This window comes from Pseudoalteromonas sp. THAF3 (assembly GCF_009363775.1).
Classification (GTDB): Bacteria; Pseudomonadota; Gammaproteobacteria; order Enterobacterales; family Alteromonadaceae; genus Pseudoalteromonas; species Pseudoalteromonas ruthenica.
Window position 1 is genome coordinate 3,101,456 of the sequence record NZ_CP045418.1, and the last position, 18,507, is coordinate 3,119,962.

The following is an 18,507-nucleotide window of genomic DNA, read 5'->3' on the forward strand; positions in this document are numbered from 1 at the left end:
TTAAATAAGCGGGCCGGCTGTCTACACTGAGTTGTACTTATTGCATGGGCATCAAAACGGTGTCGATGACGTGGATGACGCCATTGTCACTTGCCACATCCGCCGAGCTCACCACCGACTCGTCGATATACAGCGCTCCATCTTGCAGTGACAAAGTGCTCATATCACCATTGGCCATGGTGACCATTGGGTTGTCTGAATTAGCGATATCAATGGCCGCATCAGAGCTCACCGTAGCATCAGCAACTACATGATATAAAAGTACATTTGTAAGCGCTTCAGGATCGGCTAACAGCGCATCTAAGGTCGCTTGGTCAAGCTTATCAAACGCCGCATCGGTGGGGGCAAACACCGTAAACTCGCGCTCTAAGTCTGCCAAGGTTTGCTCAAGCCCAGCCTCTTGCAACGCACTAACTAGGGTTGTGAAATTACCATCGGCTACGGCAACATCCACGATTGACTGCTCATTAGGCGGCATTAGCACGCTATCAATCACATGAATAACACCGTTGTCAGCAGCCACATTGGCGGTGGTTACCTGAGCATTGCCAATGTACAACATGTCATTTTGCAGCGATAACGTCGCTGTATCGCCATTGGCCATGGTGATCATCGGCTGTTCTGAGTTAGCCACAGCAATGGCCGCGTCTGATTGCACTGTGGCATCAGGAAGTACGTGATAAAGCAACAAATCTGATAGCGCTTCAGCGTCGGCAAATAGCGCATCGACAGTAGCTTGGTCAAGCTGCTCAAAGGCCGCATCGGTCGGGGCAAAAACGGTAAATTCACGCTCTAAATCGGCTAAAGTGGTATCCAGCCCTGTGGTTTGCAAAGCCGCCACCAAAGTGCTGAAGTTGCCATTACCGACGGCGACATCGACCACAGATTGTGCTGGTGCCGGGACTTGAACTTCACCAACAACAACAGTATCGAGCACATGGATAATACCGTTAGTAGTTTGGATGTCTGTCATGATCACTGTGGCATCACCAAATTTTAGCGTGTCGTTTTCACCATCAATGGTTATATCTATCTGATTGCCTGATACCGTCTGTGCTTGTTGGCCATTCAAAGAAAATGCCGTGATTGAGTCTACCGAGCCACTGACAACATGCTGCAACAATATCTCTTTGAGCACTTCTGGGTTGGCCAGTAACGTGTCGATAGTGGCTTGCCCCAATGCCGCAAAAGCCGCATCAGTCGGAGCAAAAACAGTGAACTCCTGCGATTCGTCACTCAAGGTTGCGACCAAATTAGTCGCTTCAAGAGCCGCCGCTAAGGTGGTGAAGTCGTCGCTGGCAACCGCTGTTTCAATAATATTCATCGTTGGCTGCTGCGGTTGCGATTGTGGCGGCGTCAATACCGCATCAATCACATGGATCACGCCGTTGTTGGCGCTAATATCCGTGGTGGTCACGGTGGCCGTGTTGACCAATAACTCGTCACCAGATAAAGACAAGCCCAATGCTGCACCATTGACTGTCGCAATAGTTGAGCCTGAGGCGTCAATTGCGGCACTTGAGCTGACCCGAGAGTCCAAAACATGATAAGTGAGGATTGCCGAGAGGGTATCAGGGTCCTCAAGCAAGGCATCAATGGTTTCTTGCCCAAGCAAGGCAAAAGCGTCATCAGTGGGTACGAACACTGTAAATTGACTGTCGGTATCGCTGAGAGTGGCATCTAGCCCGGTGGCCTGAAGTGCAGCGGTCAAGGTTTCAAAATCCTCAGACGCAGCGGCAACATCAACCACTGTAGTAATGGGCGCTTCGGGCGGTTCGACGACAGCAGTATCGTTGTCATCATCATCGCTACAAGCAGTAGTAAGCGCCAACAAACCTGCTATAAGCGTTAATTTCAGATAGTCTTTCACGTTTGCTTCCTTTTTTTTGAGTGAGACAGCAAACTCAACTACGTCGGTAACGATAATAAAAGATCAATAAAGTGTTACTTTATTTATACAAGCTGTGCCTGCCTCATCAACAAACAACGGTGATTCTCTCTATCACAACCACATAGTAACTATCTAAATAAATTGATATTTTTATCACTTCCAGAGCAAAGATAAAGCACCGAGAGTGCTCCTAACTATTGCTCAATTTTATATAAGCCTTATACAACCACATTGTAAGTGATAATTATTTTCATTATACTTAAGTTCTGTTTTCAGTTTTACTTACTACAATAACTATGCGCTACTGTTCTATTTTCTTAGCTGTAATTAGCTCTTTACCGGCTCTTACTCTTGCCAATACGGCCACCGAGCAAGATCAAGCGAATAACGATACCATAGAGAAAATTGAGGTAGTTGGTCGCGCGTTTTCTCTTTATCGGCCAACAGAGTCAAGTTTCGGTACCCGCACCAATACGCCTTTGGAAAAAATTCCACAGTCGATTCAGGTACTGCCACAAGCATTAATAAGCGATCAAGCTGCAAGGCAGATCACCGATTTATACAGCAATATCGCCGGCGTTAATGCGTTTAGTTATTCAGGGGTGACCTTTCGCGGCTTTCGCCAAGACGAAATTCTCTATGATGGTGTAAAGGGCGACCCATTTAATGGTTTTGCCGTTCCCCAGCTATTTAATATTGAACAAGTCGCCGTGCTCAAAGGACCAGCTGGCGCAGTGTATGGCAGTGGTAACCCAGGCGGCATTATCAACTATGTGACTAAAAAGCCGCAGTTTAGTGAGCAAACCACGGTAGAGCTAGAGATTGGTAATGATGATTATCTTAGCGGAGCGTTTGAAAGCACCGGCGCCATCAGTGACTCCGACGCTCATGCCTATCGCGTTGGTCTATACCGCGATAGTGAAGAGCCTTTTCGCGCCAACACCACCACCGACAACACCATTGTCGATCTAGGCTATACCTGGCTGGCTACTCACGATACCGAGCTGACGCTACAGTATACCTATATAGAACAAGAGCTAGGTGGCGCACGCTTGCGTGGCGTTCCTGTAGACGAACAAGGTAACTTCATCACCGACATTAGTTGGAATCACAACGAAGCGACTGACTTTCAGAACGTTGAGGCCCATGTTTATCAAGCCATTATAAAACATGACCTGAATGATACTTGGCGAATGGATATCACCGCACGTTACTTCGACAACGAGGAACTGCAGAATTACCATGAGCCTCGCGGCCTAGTTGATACTGACAACGACGGCGTGGCTGACTGGAGCCATCGCGAATTTCGTGACCAAATACGCGAAAATGAAGGTCTTAGTCTAACAGCCAACGCTATTGCTGAGTTGCAACTTGGCGATACGCAGCATCAAATACTGCTTGGTAGTGATTGGTATAAACATGACTTTGCTGGCGATTACCGTACTGCACGGCAACAGAGTAAAGGCGGCCCCGTGCCCGGGCTCGACCTACACAACCCTGAGTATGGTCTGACTTCACGTGCCGACTATAACATGGACGCCATTGCCTCTCGCTTGAGCGCGACTACGCTGACACGTTGGGGGGTCTATGCACAAGACCAAATCGATTTAACCGACCAATGGAGTGTGATCGCAGGGCTACGTTACGATCACTTTGAAGACCGTGATGAGCTCAATCACACCAAATTCTCGGACAGCGATATAACTTATCGTCTCGGCACCAGCTATAACATCAATGACATGTTCTTCCCTTATGCCTTGCACGGTACCGGATTTGTGCCGCAAAGCGCGAGCAATCAAGACCCTGCTGCTGGTGGCCCGTTTGACCCAGAACACAGCCGTATCAATGAGTTAGGGCTAAGAACTAAGCTTTTCGATGACAGCCTCGCAGTGAACATGGCCACCTACGATATTGTTCGCGAGAATATCTTACAGCCTAGCTTGCTCGGTGATAGTGGCAATGATGGCACCGATGATTTGGTGGCCTTGGGAGAAGTGCAAAGTAAGGGTATCGAGCTGGAAGTGGTGGGAGATATTACCGAGCGTTGGGTGATCACCGCAAGCTATGCATACAACGACACGCGAATCACCGAATCCAGTGATAGCATTCGCAACCAAATTCCCGACAGCGACAAGTTTGCTAATGCGCCACAAAACACGCTGGGAGTCTGGACCCGCTATGAGTTGCCACAGCTTAATTCTTCAATTTCCGCAGGTTTAGACTATGTCGACGAGCAAATGAGCCTAGGTGGATTGCCGGTGAAGCCTTACACCATTTACAATATGGCATGGCAAACCCAGTATCAAAACTGGCAATGGCAGCTCTCGGTTAAAAACCTCTTCGACAAAGAGTATGCATCCAGCGGCTTTATTACCCGTACAGGGCACTTCCCTGGCGAGCCTCGTCGCATTTATGTGAGCGCCAAGTATCGTTTTTAAGGAATACCAGTGAGCGCTAGGCAGTGGTTTAATGTGCACTCATGGGCAGGGCTGTTTGTTGGCGCCCTGCTTTTTGTGACTTGTTTATCGGGTACTTTGGCAACGCTCAGTCACGAGCTTGAGTACCTGAGTGATCGTCAGTTTCGCGCTATCAGTGACAGTGGCGACACCGATTTTGCCGCCATTGAACGCACCTTGAATACGCATTACCCCGGTGCTCAGGTGATGTATCTAACTCGCCATAAACAAGACTATCTCGCCACTGAAGTTCAGTTAAAAATACAAGGGTCTTTTCGCTTCGTGTATGTGGATGGTGCCACCGGTGCATTACTCGGAGAGGGGCCGTGGGCACGTATCTCACGATTCTTACGTAACTGGCATATGACCCTATCCATGGGTTGGACGGGGAAGCTGATCATCACCAGCTTAAGCTTACTGTTAGTGGTGTTGTTGGTGTCCAGCCTTTACGTATATCGTCAGTGGTGGCGTCATTTTTTGAAGCGCCCCGCTGCTCTCACACTTAGCAAGCGCAATAGCTGGTCCGATTGGCATAAACTCCTCGGCCTGTGGAGTTACTGGTTTATCTTGGTGATGGCACTAACGGGGTTATGGTATTTACTTGAACACGGCCTACAAACGGCGAAGATAGATCATTATGTTGCACCGCCGCCAGCAGTGACCCAATTGGCCAATCAAAATGAAAAGAGCACACGCCCGCCGCTCACTTTGAGCGCCGCTTATCAGGCAGCAAAGCAGGCCTTCCCAAGCTTGGATATTCGCTATATCAGCTACCCACAACACAGTCATCAGGCTATCCAAATTCGCGGTTACAACGACGATATACTGCTGCGTCTACGCGCCAATAAGGTCTATTTGCACCCGGCAACAGGTGCCGTATTAGGTATTCAAAAAGGCGAGCAGCTGCCCTTAGTACCGCGCCTAAAAGACACCGCCGATCCATTGCACTTTGGTAACTTTGCCGGCCTCGGCACTAAGCTCATTTGGGCGTTCTTTGGCGCGCTGATGACCTTTGTAAGCGGTGCCGGTGTGGTGATGGGCTGGTTACGAGTGCGACGCAAAACCTCTGCTATTCGCTGGCTGGGGCTATCCGGCATTATCGCTATTGCCTTAGTGCTCGCCTCGGTGGTTGCCACGAGTATGTCATTTAGTGTGCGCAACGTTCCGGCGCAGTTATTTTCGCCAGTGCTCGGCGTTGAGAAGTAAGAGGGTGTTGCAATAGTGCTACCACTCTAAAAATAACAATTAATCCCTTAACTATTGAGTTGAAAGTAGAAAATTAGCGATTAATCAGCTTTATTAGCAAAAAATGAACAAATGATTATTGTTTGTACTTACATAACAGATCTATAATGAGAACGATTTTCATTTTTCATACAGGGAATTATTATGAAGTCCTCTCCCGCTCTCGCTCCCTTAGCCAGTGCTATTACTTTGGCGTTATGTGCAGCAAACAGCTTAACCGTTCACGCCGATGTTCAGGATATCGAAAAGATTATTGTCAGTGGTCAAAAAATTGATCGCGGTCTACAAGAAACCCCCACCAGCGTTGCCGTAATAACAGAGCAAACGGTAGAGCGTGAGAACCTCAATACCTTCTATGATGTCCTTGCTCGGACCCCCAACGTATCTGGAACTGACGGTGCAGGCTTTAATATTCGTGGCATTGATGCGTTTAATGTTACCGGCGGCGGCTCTGGCGGTTTAGCCAGTGTGTATATCGATGGCGCGCCTGTGCCGTACAGAATGATGCAACAAGGCGGCTTTTCTACTTGGGATATCAGCCAGGTGGAGGTTCTTCGAGGCCCGCAATCGACCCTGCAAGGCCGTAATGCACTGGCAGGCGCGGTGGTCATGAATACCCGCGATGCAGAGCAAGAATACAGTTTGAAAGCTCGCCTGGGCATGGGCGAATACGGTGCTCAAGAAGCCGCTATTGCTCTTGGAGGTGGCCTGGTTGAGGATGAACTGGCATTTCGTCTCAGTGCTGAAAAACGTGATAGCGATGGTTACAACACCAATGTGGCTACCGGTGAAGAGTCGGACTTTGACGACAATGAATTCTATCGCGCTAAGCTACGCTATACGCCGACAGCCTTACCCCAGTTTGAAGCACAACTGAGCTTGATGCACAGCGAAAACGAAAAAGGCATCGAATGGGTAGCGACACAAAGCGGTAATACGGCTTATCCGATTAACGATATCTTCGCTGATCGTTACGTTTATCTCGACTCACCAACCTTTGAGTTTACCAATACCGACATGTACGCGCTCAATATGCAGTACGACCTTACTGATTTTTGGCGCCTCACTGCAATCACCACTTACTCTAACTCAAAGTATGGCTATGAATGGGATGGCGATGCGTCGATGGTTGGACCGCAATCAACACTCACCGATCGCCGCGAAGACAAAACCACTTCTCAAGAACTGCGCTTAACCTATGATGGTGAACGCCTCAGTGGGTTAATCGGGCTTTACTATTCCGATGTTGATGTTAATGACATCAGCAGTGGCGAGCGTGGTGTCACCTTTGAGCAGCTGGGTGTACGCACGTTACTGACAGCCCCCCCAGAGTTTGGCGGGCTGGGACTACCCGCTGTGTTAGCCGAACAAGTTCTGCAATTATACCGTGGCGCTGACCCCTTGTTTATTAGCCAGTCTGCCCATTATGTGCAAGGGATCACCACCACCGCCTTGTTCGCTGATTTTACCTATGAGCTAAACAACCACTGGGACGTATTCGCTGGCCTACGCTATGACCGCGAACAACAGGAAAACGGCAACACCACCGATATCAGTATCAGTGCACGCACCGAACAAGCGCTACCACAACCCAGTGACTATGCGTTTGATCCCATGCTGGCACAACTGATTGGCGGTATTAATCAGCAATTATACGCGATGGCCGCCGACGCCTCAGGCGACGAGCCCGTTGAAGACGCTGACTTTGATGCTTGGCTGCCCAAAGTGGGCGCTACGTATCGCTTCAATGATGACGTATCATCTAGTTTTACAGTGCAACGCGGTTATCGCTCAGGTGGTGTGGGCACTAATATCGCCCAGTCGACGCCCTTTACGTTCGACCCTGAATACACTTGGAACTACGAGTTAGCAATGCGTTCCGTGTGGCTTGACGACGCATTAGTACTTAATGCCAACCTCTTTTATTTGGACTGGGAAGACCAGCAAGTTGATGTCTATCTATCCAGTAACCAATATGATCGTGAGGTTCGCAACGTTGGCGCGTCCCATGTCCAAGGTTTTGAAACCGAATTAAGTTACTCGCTCAACCCAAGCACTCGCTTCTATGGCGGTATTGGTTATTCGCAAACAGAGTTTGACGACTTCGTGCAACTCTTTAATGGCGTTGAGACCAATTACAGCGGACGCGAATTCGCCGGTGCGCCGCAATGGACTGCGCTAATGGGAGTTGATTATTTCTCTCATCAAGGTTGGGTCGCCAATGTGAATGCCAGCTACACCGGCAGCTCCCAACGCCTATCCACACCCTTAGAGCAGGGGTTAGACCCACGCAATGACGCCCACTGGCTGGTCAATGCCCGTGTCGGCTACCAATGGCAGCATTATGGTGTGTACGCCTTAGTGCAAAATGCGCTTGATGAGCAATATGTTGTGTTAGCCCCAGCGGGGCTTGGCAACCAAACCTTAGGCGCTCCGCGCACCTTCAGTGTGCGCTTTGAAGCGCAATTTTAGTTAGGCATTCATCGCGCGGCCCAGCGCCGCGCTCAAGGGGCAATAATATGACAAAAAAACGCACCTTCAGTGCCACCAAGCGTCGGCACTTTCTTGCCTGCGTGTTGGCACTGCTCACCTCGGTAGTGATTATTCCGGGCATGACAACCTATTTACCTTTTGCCATGAGCGAGCAAATTCTCATGCCAATTATGCTGTTTCCGCTTATTTGGACGGCGCTATTTATGTACGCATATATGGCGGAAAAGGCATGGCATCCGTTGGCAGTAATGGTACTGCTGATAGTTATTCATGGCGTATTAAGTTTTATCGCCCTAACAGGAGCAACAGGATGAAATCATTAACCATCAAGAAGCTCTTTAATATCCATAGTTGGGTGGGAGTTATTACCGCTGTATTGCTATTTATTGTCGCCTTTAGTGGTGCTATTGCGGTATTGAGTCGCCCTGAGCTGAAAATATGGGCGAACCCCGAAATTCAACAGGCTCCAAAAATACCAGCGCAAGCAATCACTGAGCTTGTGAACCAATACCATGAGCAAGTACCCGCACCATTCGGTGAAAATATTCATGTGTATCTGCCTAGCGGCCATAACACTCATTTACTGACCTTGTTATTTGAGTCGCATCATGGTGATGACAATTACGACCAAGCTGTGGCGCACGTTTTTCAATTTCACCCCAACACCTTGGCGTTGCAATCGACTTACTATGGTCCGAGCCAAACCTTCTATGCTAAGCGCAAAACAGATGCTGCCAGCTTTATTGGCCACTTTCATGCCGACTTACATCTCGGCCGACCGATTGGGCTAATACTCACAGGGGTGCTAGGTTTGACGCTGTTGGTGTCGACGCTCACCGGGCTGTTTATCCACCGTCAGTTTTTGCGGCAACTGTTTACCTTTCGCCGCCACAAAGGGACCACTCTGTGGGTAAGTGACGGGCACAAAATCATGGGGATTTGGGGAAGTCTCTTTCATGGCGTGATTGGTTTTACTGGGGCATTCCTTGGCCTAGCCACGGTTATTTTATTGCCAGCCGCCGCTTTGGTTAGCTTTGGCGGCGATCAAGATAAGCTGGTGGAAACATTTACCGCCATTCCTGAGCCAGTCATTAGCCATCAGTATCAACCGACCCAACTGGCCGACATTCTTGCTGATGCCGAGCAGCGCTTCGCCGATGCCCATATTCTTGATGCCACGATTATGGCGCATAACGATGCCAACAGCGAAGTCTATCTGCGTTTGCTTGGCGGGGAGTCGGTGGCCTCGCAGTTACTGCATTATCACGGCGATGGCGAGTACATAAAATCAATGAGTAGCTTTGGCGATATCCCCGGCGTGTCCATCAAAGTGTTAGAGCTATTGTTTCCCTTGCACTTTGGTAATTTCGGTGGGATTTTTATCAAGCTCGTGTGGACTGCGCTGGGCTTAACCACAGCACTATTGCCACTGTCAGGGATCATGATGTGGTTAAGTAAACGCGCTCGAGGCAACAACCCGAGCTTAAGCCACAAAGCTTATCAGCGCTGGAATCGTTTTATCATTGGCAGCTGTGGCGGCTTAGTACTGGCCTGTATGTTACTGTTTCCGGCGCAAGTGCTCATCAATGCCTATGTTCCACCCACCGCGCACAATGCCGTTATCGGCCCGCTGTTTTTCTATTCATGGTTGCTCTGGTTACTGCTGGGCGCATTACCTTGGCATTATCATCGCTATTTCCAAGCGACATTAGCATGCATAGGCAGCTTAGCGTTGTTGGTGCTACCGCTTAACGTTTTACTCTCTGAAAACCACGTGTTTAATGCTGGCAGCTTATTGGTAAGTAGTGTTGATATCGGCTTTTTTGCTATTGGCTTAGGTTGCTACTACGCCCTTAGGCGCCTCTATAAAGGCGCCGCAACTCGGTCGCAGCTTGTTAATCAGGAGCAACAAGTATGAAGCTAATAATACTCGTGTGTGTCTCGATGCTACTGTTGGCCGCCACCGGGTTAGTGCGTAAACACCCTAAAACCCCACTCACTGTGCTGAGCTCGGTGCTTGGTTATGGCTCAGCAGCCTGGGGGTTTGTTTATGTCTACGGCGTTATCGGCGGCGCTTTCACTTTCATTGCTAGTGCCTTATTAGCAGGGATAGTTATCGCCTTGAGCTTAGGCAAGCCTGACCGGCAATAACAGCCTCAAGCGCCACCACTGACCTCAATAAAAGTGCCAGTGGTGAAACTTGCTTGTTCTCCGAGTAGCCAGGCAATGGCTTGTGCTACTTCGTGAGCATGCCCACAACGGCCTAAGGGTAACTGCGGCCCAAGGCGATGCACACGCTCTGGTTCCCCGCCGTCGCCATGAATATCAGTGGCAATCACGCCTGGGCGCACGCCATTGACGCGGATCCCTCGCGCGGCAACCTCTTTTGCCAAGCCGATAGTGAAGCTATCCATGGCCCCTTTTGATGCTGCGTAATCGAGGTATTCAAAGGGCGCACCCGTGCGCGCTGCAGCTGAAGACACATTAACGATAGCGCCGTTATCAGGCATACGTAGTAATGCTGCTTGAGCACATAAGAAGGCGCTGGTTACGTTCACGCTCAAAATGCGATTGATGCGCTGAGCATTGAGCCCTGCCAGCGAGGTTTGCGCTGCCAAGATGCCAACATTATTCACCAAATGAGTAAGGCCGCCGTAATGCTCATCAATGGTCGCAAAGAGACGCTCTACCTCTGATTCTTGGCTGACGTCGCCAGCCACGGCGAGCGCTACGCCACCACCTTGTTCAATCTCTGCTACGAGTGCATGCGCGGCGCGATGATTATTCAGGTAGTTAATGACGACTTGATAACCTTGCTCGGCCAACAACCAGGCTGTTGCTGCGCCAATGCCTCGACTTGCGCCGGTGACCAGTACGGTATGTTTATTCATAACTTAACTGCACAAAAAAAGCGGCTAACGCCGCTTCTCTTATTTTTCTTTCATATTCCAAAGAATACCTTGGTCTGAGCCCATAACCGTAGTCGGCATCTGACCATTCCATTGCTGTGCACGCATGTACTCAACTAGGGTGGCATTATTCTTAATGGCTTCAGCTTTCTTCTGCATCGCTTCAGCTTCCGCTAAACCTTTTAGTTTAATTGCTTCCGCTTCGGCCTGCGCCTCGATTTTAATCGAATAGGCTTTACCGTCTGCTTTTGCTTTTGCGGCATCACGTTGAGCCATTGCGGTATTTACTTCACGCTGAGCCTCAAGCTTCTGGCGCTCTAGACGGTGCTTTTCAGCCGCCGCAAGGTTCTTTTCTGTTTGCTTGGTCTCGATAGATTGGATGTATTTTTGCGGCAATACCAAGTCTTCGATTTGCGCCGAGTCTAACTTCACCGGATAAGCTTTCATTTCATCAAGTAACAGCTCCTCGATACGGGCGATAACTTGCGAGCGGTTTTGAATCAGCTCTTCTGCTTTGTAACGCGCCAGCGCATCTTTTGTTGCCGAGCGAAGCTTCGGGTCCAAAATGCGATTTTCGAACTGGGTCAACCCGCCATAGCTTTTAAAAAGGTCAAAAGCTTCGGTGCGGATCACTGTCCAGTTGATACTCACTTCAGCGGTTAAGGGCATTTGCTCGTGAGTAGCCGCACGCAGCTTTTCTACGTTTTTGCGTGTGCGGATTTCTAACATCTCGACACTGTCGACGAAAGGTATTTTGGTGTGCAGCCCGGGATTCACTTGTTCGGTGGCTTCGCCAAAGCGTTTAATGATGCCAACATGGCCTTCATCAACGGTGTACATCGCACTCATTACCAAAAATACGGCTAACACCATGGCAATGACAGAAATGATAAGTCCTTTTTTCTTGCCTACCGAGGCGGTTAAATCAGGTAGGTTATTATCGTTCATCCTCGTTGTTCCTTAATTACTTCACTGTAGGAACAACGAGTATAAATTAACCATTCACATTTGTTAACTAAGCATTCATATTAATGCCCATGATTCTCAATGGTTAAACTACGGTAAAATAGGGTGGTTACTCGCTCTTTGGGTAACCAGTTGGCGTATTCAAGCTCAAGCGCCCCGAGTGGGTCTGCCGCCAATACTGACTCGAGGTCTTGATGCTCATCAATCGCAGCCACCATCAGTGATTTCGCTTTGCTGAGCAACTGATAATATCTCTGCAGCCCTGCTTTATTGCTCATCGGCCCGTGCCCTGGGATCACCTGAGTGGAGTCATCTATTTGTGCCATCACTTGCTCAACCGCTGCTAAGATGCCGTCCACACTGCCTCCGCTATCCACATCAACAAAAGGCAAGCTACCTAAATTAAAGTAGATATCGCCCATATGCACGACATTGGCGGTATCGAAAAAAATCACCGCATCGCCATCGGTATGCGCATGGGCAAAGTGTACCGCTCTAGCATGCTCGCCGTTAAAATGTAATGTTAAGTCTTGGCCAAAGCTTAGCTTGGGTAAGTACTGTGAACCCTCACCATGCTTTTGCTGCAAACGCTTATGAACATTGTGATGGGCAATAACATGGGCACCAGATTGGGCAAACACTTCGTTGCCGCCGGTATGGTCACCATGGTGATGGGTATTGATCACAAACTCTGGCGCATTCGGGTTGAGATTTTTCAGCACTGCTTTTATTTTTGGGGCTAACTTGGCAAATTGGTCATCAATGATGTAGGTGCCATCTTTACCTAGGTGCGCGGCTATGTTGCCTCCTTGACCGAAAAGAACATGAATGTGTTCGCTCAATTGCTGAGTTTTTATTTCTACTTCTTCAGCTTGAAGTGAGACGCTCATGGTAGTCGCCACCACTGCCGCTGTAAATAACGAGGGTAATTTCATTGTTTTTCCTGTTGATGGTGTTGTTATTACTGTAGAGAACGCAATTGTCTGCAGTTTAGTTCATATTCGCGCTTTTGGCGGCGTCACTTTGTGGCGGTAACAGTACCCAATGACTTGTTAACAACTATCAATAGCCATATAAATCATATAGTTGCCAGCCTAACAAAATTACCCTTATGCACTATACTCAATAGTCATACGATTTTTCATCGGCAGTAGGTCGTCCATTGCAGAAGCTACCCAGCAATACACACTCAGCTGAAGGCATTTTTGAGCAGGTTGAAGAGCTCAAGTTTAAGATTATTGTACGCGTTGCTATCTTCGCTGCCGCGATTCACGCTGCTCTGATCCCCGGCTTTTATGTCATCGGCGCGACTCCTTTAGCGATTTTGAACATATTTAGTACCTTAAGCTGGCTACTCGGGATTTGGTTAATTAAAAATAACCGACAAAGTTGGGGGTTAAGGGTGGTCAGCGTTGAGGTAGTGGTACATTCAATTGCCGCCTGTGCCTTTATGGGCACGGAAACGGGCTTTCAGTTTTATCTATGGAGTGTCTCATGTATTTTAATGGTTGATTATAAAATGCGAATGGGTAGTGCAGTGGGCTTCAGCCTGACCTTGATCGCTATATTTGCTGCCATATACATTTTGTTCTCCGGTGTTGCCTATCCCTATGCGTATGGTGAGTTTTTACGCTATATCGAGGTCGCTAATATTCTTGTCGCCGGAGTGCCGATGATTTATACCCTTGCACTGATCCGCCGTATCACTTTAGAACAACGCTCTACGCTCGCAGATATGGCAGCCAAAGATTTTCTTACCGGATTATATAATCGACGCTTTGCCAAAGAACTTATGTTGAAGTTACACAATCGCTGCAGCACAGCAGAGCAACCCATGTGTGTCGCTATCGGCGATATCGATTATTTTAAGCAGATTAACGACCAATATGGCCACGAAGTCGGTGACAAAGTGCTGGTAGCACTGTCGCAAACATTACTTGAACACACTCGCGCCAGCGATGTTGTCGCGCGCTGGGGAGGGGAAGAATTTATTATTGCCCTGCCCAATATTGATATTGATACCGCCTCGGCAAGGATAGAATCTATCCGCAGTGCCATCAAAACCATGGACGCACGGCAGGTAAGCCCCGAATTGTCATTGACTATGAGCTTTGGTCTTAGCCAGTGGCAACCACAGCAGAGCGTGGAGGACGTTATCAACGTCGCTGATGACGCTCTGTATCGCAGTAAATCCAACGGTCGTGACCAAACGACCTTAGCGGCGTCAGCGCCAGTGACACTGACACAAGTCACCTAATCAGCAGCCCGAAATTCAATGCGATGCAAGGGCTCGCCAGGTAATAAAGACGTCGCTTGATGCTCAGCAAACTGCTGATAACCCGCCCGATAAAACGAAGACAACGGATGTGCCGATTGACCACCAGGAATGGCTAAAATAGCGTGTTCCAAACGCCCCGGTTGCGCAATAAATCGCTGTGAAGCGCCAAATTCTGGGCGCTGCACTGCGGGCATAAAGCTATCACCAAACCCGGGGGTAATTGGCATATTCAGCCATGAGCTCAGCAACGGTACCTGTTTGCTAAACGGATGCTTGAGCGCTAACGCATTCACATTGCCCCATTGCCATTGCTGCATATCATCGCCAAATTTGTCACGCAAACGCTGAGTCGCGAGCGCGAAGCTGCGTATCAGTAAGCTCTGTTTATCACCCAACTGCCAGCGCTGAGGCTGCGCCAAAAGCTGCCAGGTGGCGGGCTCAAGATTGCGTTTGATAGGCCCTAGAGACAAAGACTCTTGTGCTAGCGCCGACTCAATATCGGCAAACACGGTGTCCATCACTGCGCTGCGGAAGTAGCGAACTAAGGTATAGCCAATGGAATCAGTGCATGCACAGCCCTGCCAATTGCGAACCGCCTCTAAGTATGAGGACTTAGGTTCGCTCTGCAAAGTCGTCACCAATAGCGCCTGCCATTTGCCTAAAAAGCGCGCTTCATTATCAAGTTGCAGGTTAAGGAATGCCTGCTCATCAAACTGTTCACGTGCAGCGAGACGGTCGCGGATTTGTTGCTGGCGCGCTCCTAGCGCATAGCCTCCATCACCAAAGCGCTGATGCTGCTGTGCTGACATAACACGCGCATTGGCGGTCCAAATGCGCCCCTGTTTAGGGTTCATCACGCGTGGTCGCTGCGGCTCATTACTAAACCAAGCTTGTTCAAATTGCTGCTCGGTGATAGCGGTATCACTAGGTTGAGTGCGTGCTGCAATAGCACCCATGGGCTGCCAGCCTAGCTGGCCTTGGGCATCAACAACCACTAGATTTTGCACCGGCATACCGGCTGTATTCGCTAACTGAAAGGCTTCGGTGACCGTTTTGGTGGTGGCGAGTTCAGCTAAATCAAGGTTCAAGGCATAATCGTAATGGCCCACCCAACTAAGCGCGTAGCGCTGACCACCGACTTCGCGCACCGGGCCATAATCGCTCATGAGTAAGCGATATTGATGCACACTGCCATCATCAAGGGCGATGCTCTCTTGTACCTCGACTAAATCAGCGTCGTCGCTAAGGCGAATCCAATCAGATGTGTCGACGTAGGCATTGGTGAATCCCCACGCAATGTGGTTATTACTGCCAACAACAATGGTGGGCGCACCCGGTAACGACACGCCTGTTACTTGGGTATCGGCAATATTCAGCTGCGCACGATACCAAATAATGGGCACCGCTAAGCCTAAATGCATGTCATCGGCGACCATAGGCTGGCCGCTTGTGGTTAACTCCCCCGACACAGCCCAATTGTTGCTCCCCACTTCCAAACTAGGAATGATTTCCCGTATCTGAGCATGCTGAGCTGAAGCCGGCAGCAATGGAATCGTCATCTGTGGTGCCAAGAGTTCGCTGTTATCGAGTGCAGATTGATAAGATGAAGGCTGAGTTAAAAACTGCCGCATTGGCGAACCAAACTGCTGCTCGATACGCTCTAGCACCATGTCACGGGCAAAAGTACCGGCTTGTAAATCGAGGTACATGCTGTAAATCACTAATAAGCTGTCGACTGGCTGCCAAGGCTCAATATCGGCGCCCACTAACAAGTATTCAAAGGTTTTTAAACTCTGCGCCTGCTGGGCATCATTCACGCCTTGGCTATAACGCTGAAGCAATTGCTGTTGTGCCGGTTTAAGCTGAGCATAAATGCGCTTTGAGCGTTGACGCAGTTGATGGAAACGCATTTTCTTATCCAATGGCAAAGCGGCCTCACCAAAAAGCGCACTGAGTTCGCCCGCCGCATTACGCCGCAGTAAATCCATTTGAAAGAAACGGTCTTGCGAATGGGCAAAACCCAGCCCATATGCGGCATCGGCCATTGAGTGAGCATCGACAATGGCTTGCCCTAGCGCATCGCGCTTTATGGTCACCACTTTATCAATACTCTGACTTTGACCGCGACCATCTAGGCTTGGCAAACTGAGATATAAAATGGCATAAAGGAGTGCCGTTACCAGAAGTAGCAAAACAATGACTGCTATCGCTAAGCGCTTAATCCACATCAACATAACCTGTCCATATCGAGTTTATTGTTATTCTGCCCACAGCTAGTGTATGACATTTTTTAAGCTTTGTTCGTGTTAAAGGCAAGTTACCGATATAATAACGGCCATAGTAAGATTTCTTCGCAATCAACTGCGTGTCGCTTTATTGAGAACATTATGACTGAACAGACTTTTATCAAAGGTAAAGACCGAGACTTAGAATCGTCTATCTCTACCATGCAAAACAAACTCGTGGCATTAGATATCAATGTGGAGGAGGCTTTGTGGCTGAATCCAGTGGCTAACTGCTACTCGGTCCACATCCGTGATAAAGACTGTGGGGTGATGTTCACTAATGGTAAAGGGGCTACCGATAAAGCGTGTTTAGCGTCGGCACTAGGGGAGTATTTTGAGCGTTTAAGCTGCAACTACTTCTTCGCCGATTTTTACTTAGGCGAAGAGTTCGCGAACGCCGAATTCACCCACTACCCCAGTGAAAAGTGGTTTGCCGTTGACGGCGAACAAGTGCCAGAAGGTTTGATGAATGAGCAGCTATGGGACTATTTTGACCCTGAGCGCGAACTCACCCCATCTCACCTTTATGACTTTAACTCCGGCAATACCGAGCGCGGTATTTGTGCGCTGCCATATACACGTGTGCGCGATGAAGAAATTGCCTACATCCCCGTCAATGTCATCGGCAACATCTTTGTATCTAACGGCATGAGTGCCGGTAACACCAAATATGAAGCTCGCGTGCAAGGCCTTTCAGAAGTGTTTGAGCGCGCCATTAAAAACCAAATTATCGCCGAAGGAATTTGCCTACCCGAAGTACCTGAAGAGGTGGTGAAGCAATATCCGAAGATTCACCAAGCCTGTGAAGAGCTACGCAGCCATGGGTTTCATTTGCGCATCGCCGATGCGTCGTTGGGCGGTAAATACCCGGTTATGAGTGTGACCCTAATCAATCCAGTTGATGGCTCGGTGTTCGCTTCATTCGGTGCTCACCCGTCATTTGAAGTGGCGTTAGAGCGTACCGTTACTGAGCTTCTTCAAGGCCGTCGCCTTGACCAACTTGACGTATTCCAATGCGCCACTTTCGATAACGACGAAGTAGCGTCAGCAGAAAATATCGAATTACATTTTATCGACTCCAGCGGCCTGATCTCCTATGACTTCTTCCGTGACCAAGCCGATTTTGACTTTGTGCACTGGGATTTCAGCGGCAACACCGAACAAGAGTACCAATTCTGCACGGATCTGATCCACGACATGGGCTATGACATCTACATCATGGATTACACGCACTTAAACGTGTACGCCTGTCGTATCTTGGTACCCGGTTTATCCGATATTTACCCTGTGGATGAGCTCATCTGGCGCAACAATAATGAAGGCGCTAAATTCCGCCAGGACTTCCTGTCACTAGATCAATACGACGCCGAACAATGGCTGGAAATCTACGACCGCTTAGAAGAAGCAGGACATAGCGATATTATCCGCGCTGCCGAATTTATCGGTGTGGTGACTGATGCCGACACGCCTTGGCATACGCTGCGCATCGGCGAGCTAAAAGCGCATCTATGCCTTGCAGCACAAAGCGAGGAAGCCATTGATTGGGTCGAGTGGATTCTGCATACCGATCAAATTAGCCCCGAGCGTATTCGCTTCTTCCGCTGCTTAAAAGCGGTCTTGGAAATCAAATATGACGAACAACGAGCTTACAGCACTTATCAAAGCTCATTGGCGCTGATGTTTGGTGCTGACAATGTTGAACTCGCGATTGAAATAGCAGAAGCGCGGATACAATTCCACGGGCTTAGCTTCCCAGGCTTAGCACTTGAAGGCTTTAAAAAGCACCACGCACTACTCGATGGCTACCGTAAACTACACAGAGCAAAAGCGCAGTTTTGGGATCGCCAAGTAAGCGATAGCTAAACTCTTTTGATGATGCGCCCAAAGCCTGGGCGCATTGTTCCTATACTCTAAAAATCAGCACCTTAGCTGATATATTAATTAGACAAGCCCCGCTACTGCACTATAGTTTAAGGTGTTGTTC

The 18,507-nt window shown here is 49.0% G+C and carries 13 protein-coding genes; 8 read left to right on the plus strand and 5 right to left on the minus strand.

From position 1 onward, the window contains the following. Nucleotides 1–37 precede the first annotated feature (37 nt). Complete coding sequence (locus FIU82_RS14550; RefSeq protein WP_152441373.1) at nucleotides 38–1,870, minus strand: fasciclin domain-containing protein; 1,833 nt, start codon at nucleotides 1,868–1,870, stop codon at nucleotides 38–40. 317 nt (nucleotides 1,871–2,187) lie between these two features. Between FIU82_RS14550 and FIU82_RS14555 the strand changes: the two genes are divergently transcribed. The 6 genes from FIU82_RS14555 (at nucleotide 2,188) to FIU82_RS14580 (ending at nucleotide 10,236) form a co-directional block, all read left to right on the plus strand. Further along, nucleotides 2,188–4,329 carry a TonB-dependent siderophore receptor gene (locus FIU82_RS14555; protein ID WP_152441374.1) on the plus strand — a complete coding sequence of 714 codons (2,142 nt, stop codon included), beginning with the start codon at nucleotides 2,188–2,190 and terminating at the stop codon, nucleotides 4,327–4,329. Between the two features lie 9 nt (nucleotides 4,330–4,338). Then, nucleotides 4,339–5,553 (plus strand): PepSY domain-containing protein, encoded by a 1,215-nt coding sequence (locus FIU82_RS14560; protein ID WP_152441375.1) that lies wholly within the window; start codon nucleotides 4,339–4,341, stop codon nucleotides 5,551–5,553. Between the two features lie 183 nt (nucleotides 5,554–5,736). Beyond that, nucleotides 5,737–8,064 carry a TonB-dependent receptor gene (locus tag FIU82_RS14565; protein WP_152441376.1) on the plus strand — a complete coding sequence of 776 codons (2,328 nt, stop codon included), beginning with the start codon at nucleotides 5,737–5,739 and terminating at the stop codon, nucleotides 8,062–8,064. Between the two features lie 47 nt (nucleotides 8,065–8,111). Continuing rightward, nucleotides 8,112–8,399, plus strand: coding sequence for a hypothetical protein (locus tag FIU82_RS14570; protein WP_022944995.1), 288 nt, complete (start codon nucleotides 8,112–8,114; stop codon nucleotides 8,397–8,399). Next, nucleotides 8,396–10,003 (plus strand): PepSY domain-containing protein, encoded by a 1,608-nt coding sequence (locus tag FIU82_RS14575; protein ID WP_152441377.1) that lies wholly within the window; start codon nucleotides 8,396–8,398, stop codon nucleotides 10,001–10,003. Before FIU82_RS14570 ends, FIU82_RS14575 begins: the two co-directional genes overlap by 4 nt. Next, nucleotides 10,000–10,236 carry a hypothetical protein gene (locus FIU82_RS14580; RefSeq protein WP_152441378.1) on the plus strand — a complete coding sequence of 79 codons (237 nt, stop codon included), beginning with the start codon at nucleotides 10,000–10,002 and terminating at the stop codon, nucleotides 10,234–10,236. Before FIU82_RS14575 ends, FIU82_RS14580 begins: the two co-directional genes overlap by 4 nt. A gap of 5 nt (nucleotides 10,237–10,241) precedes the next feature. On the opposite strand, the gene FIU82_RS14585 is transcribed toward FIU82_RS14580, so the two are convergent. From FIU82_RS14585 to FIU82_RS14595, 3 genes are all read right to left on the minus strand, one after another. After that, nucleotides 10,242–10,976, minus strand: a complete 735-nt coding sequence (locus tag FIU82_RS14585) for an SDR family oxidoreductase (protein ID WP_152441379.1) — start codon at nucleotides 10,974–10,976, stop codon at nucleotides 10,242–10,244. Between the two features lie 39 nt (nucleotides 10,977–11,015). Continuing rightward, complete coding sequence (locus FIU82_RS14590; RefSeq protein WP_022944991.1) at nucleotides 11,016–11,942, minus strand: prohibitin family protein; 927 nt, start codon at nucleotides 11,940–11,942, stop codon at nucleotides 11,016–11,018. An 80-nt stretch (nucleotides 11,943–12,022) separates the two neighbouring features. Then, nucleotides 12,023–12,895 carry an MBL fold metallo-hydrolase gene (locus tag FIU82_RS14595; RefSeq protein WP_172972735.1) on the minus strand — a complete coding sequence of 291 codons (873 nt, stop codon included), beginning with the start codon at nucleotides 12,893–12,895 and terminating at the stop codon, nucleotides 12,023–12,025. A 227-nt stretch (nucleotides 12,896–13,122) separates the two neighbouring features. On the opposite strand from FIU82_RS14595, the gene FIU82_RS14600 reads away from it, so the two are divergent. Then, on the plus strand, nucleotides 13,123–14,217 hold the full coding sequence (locus FIU82_RS14600) for a GGDEF domain-containing protein (protein ID WP_022944989.1): 1,095 nt from the start codon (nucleotides 13,123–13,125) through the stop codon (nucleotides 14,215–14,217). On the opposite strand, the gene FIU82_RS14605 is transcribed toward FIU82_RS14600, so the two are convergent. Further along, on the minus strand, nucleotides 14,214–16,472 hold the full coding sequence (locus FIU82_RS14605; RefSeq protein ID WP_152441380.1) for a penicillin acylase family protein: 2,259 nt from the start codon (nucleotides 16,470–16,472) through the stop codon (nucleotides 14,214–14,216). The genes FIU82_RS14600 and FIU82_RS14605 overlap by 4 nt on opposite strands. Nucleotides 16,473–16,625: 153 nt before the next feature. Here FIU82_RS14605 and ycaO point away from each other — a divergent pair, with 153 nt between their 5' ends. Then, nucleotides 16,626–18,386 carry a 30S ribosomal protein S12 methylthiotransferase accessory factor YcaO gene (gene ycaO / locus FIU82_RS14610; RefSeq protein WP_026111117.1) on the plus strand — a complete coding sequence of 587 codons (1,761 nt, stop codon included), beginning with the start codon at nucleotides 16,626–16,628 and terminating at the stop codon, nucleotides 18,384–18,386. The last annotated feature ends 121 nt before the right edge of the window (nucleotides 18,387–18,507 follow it).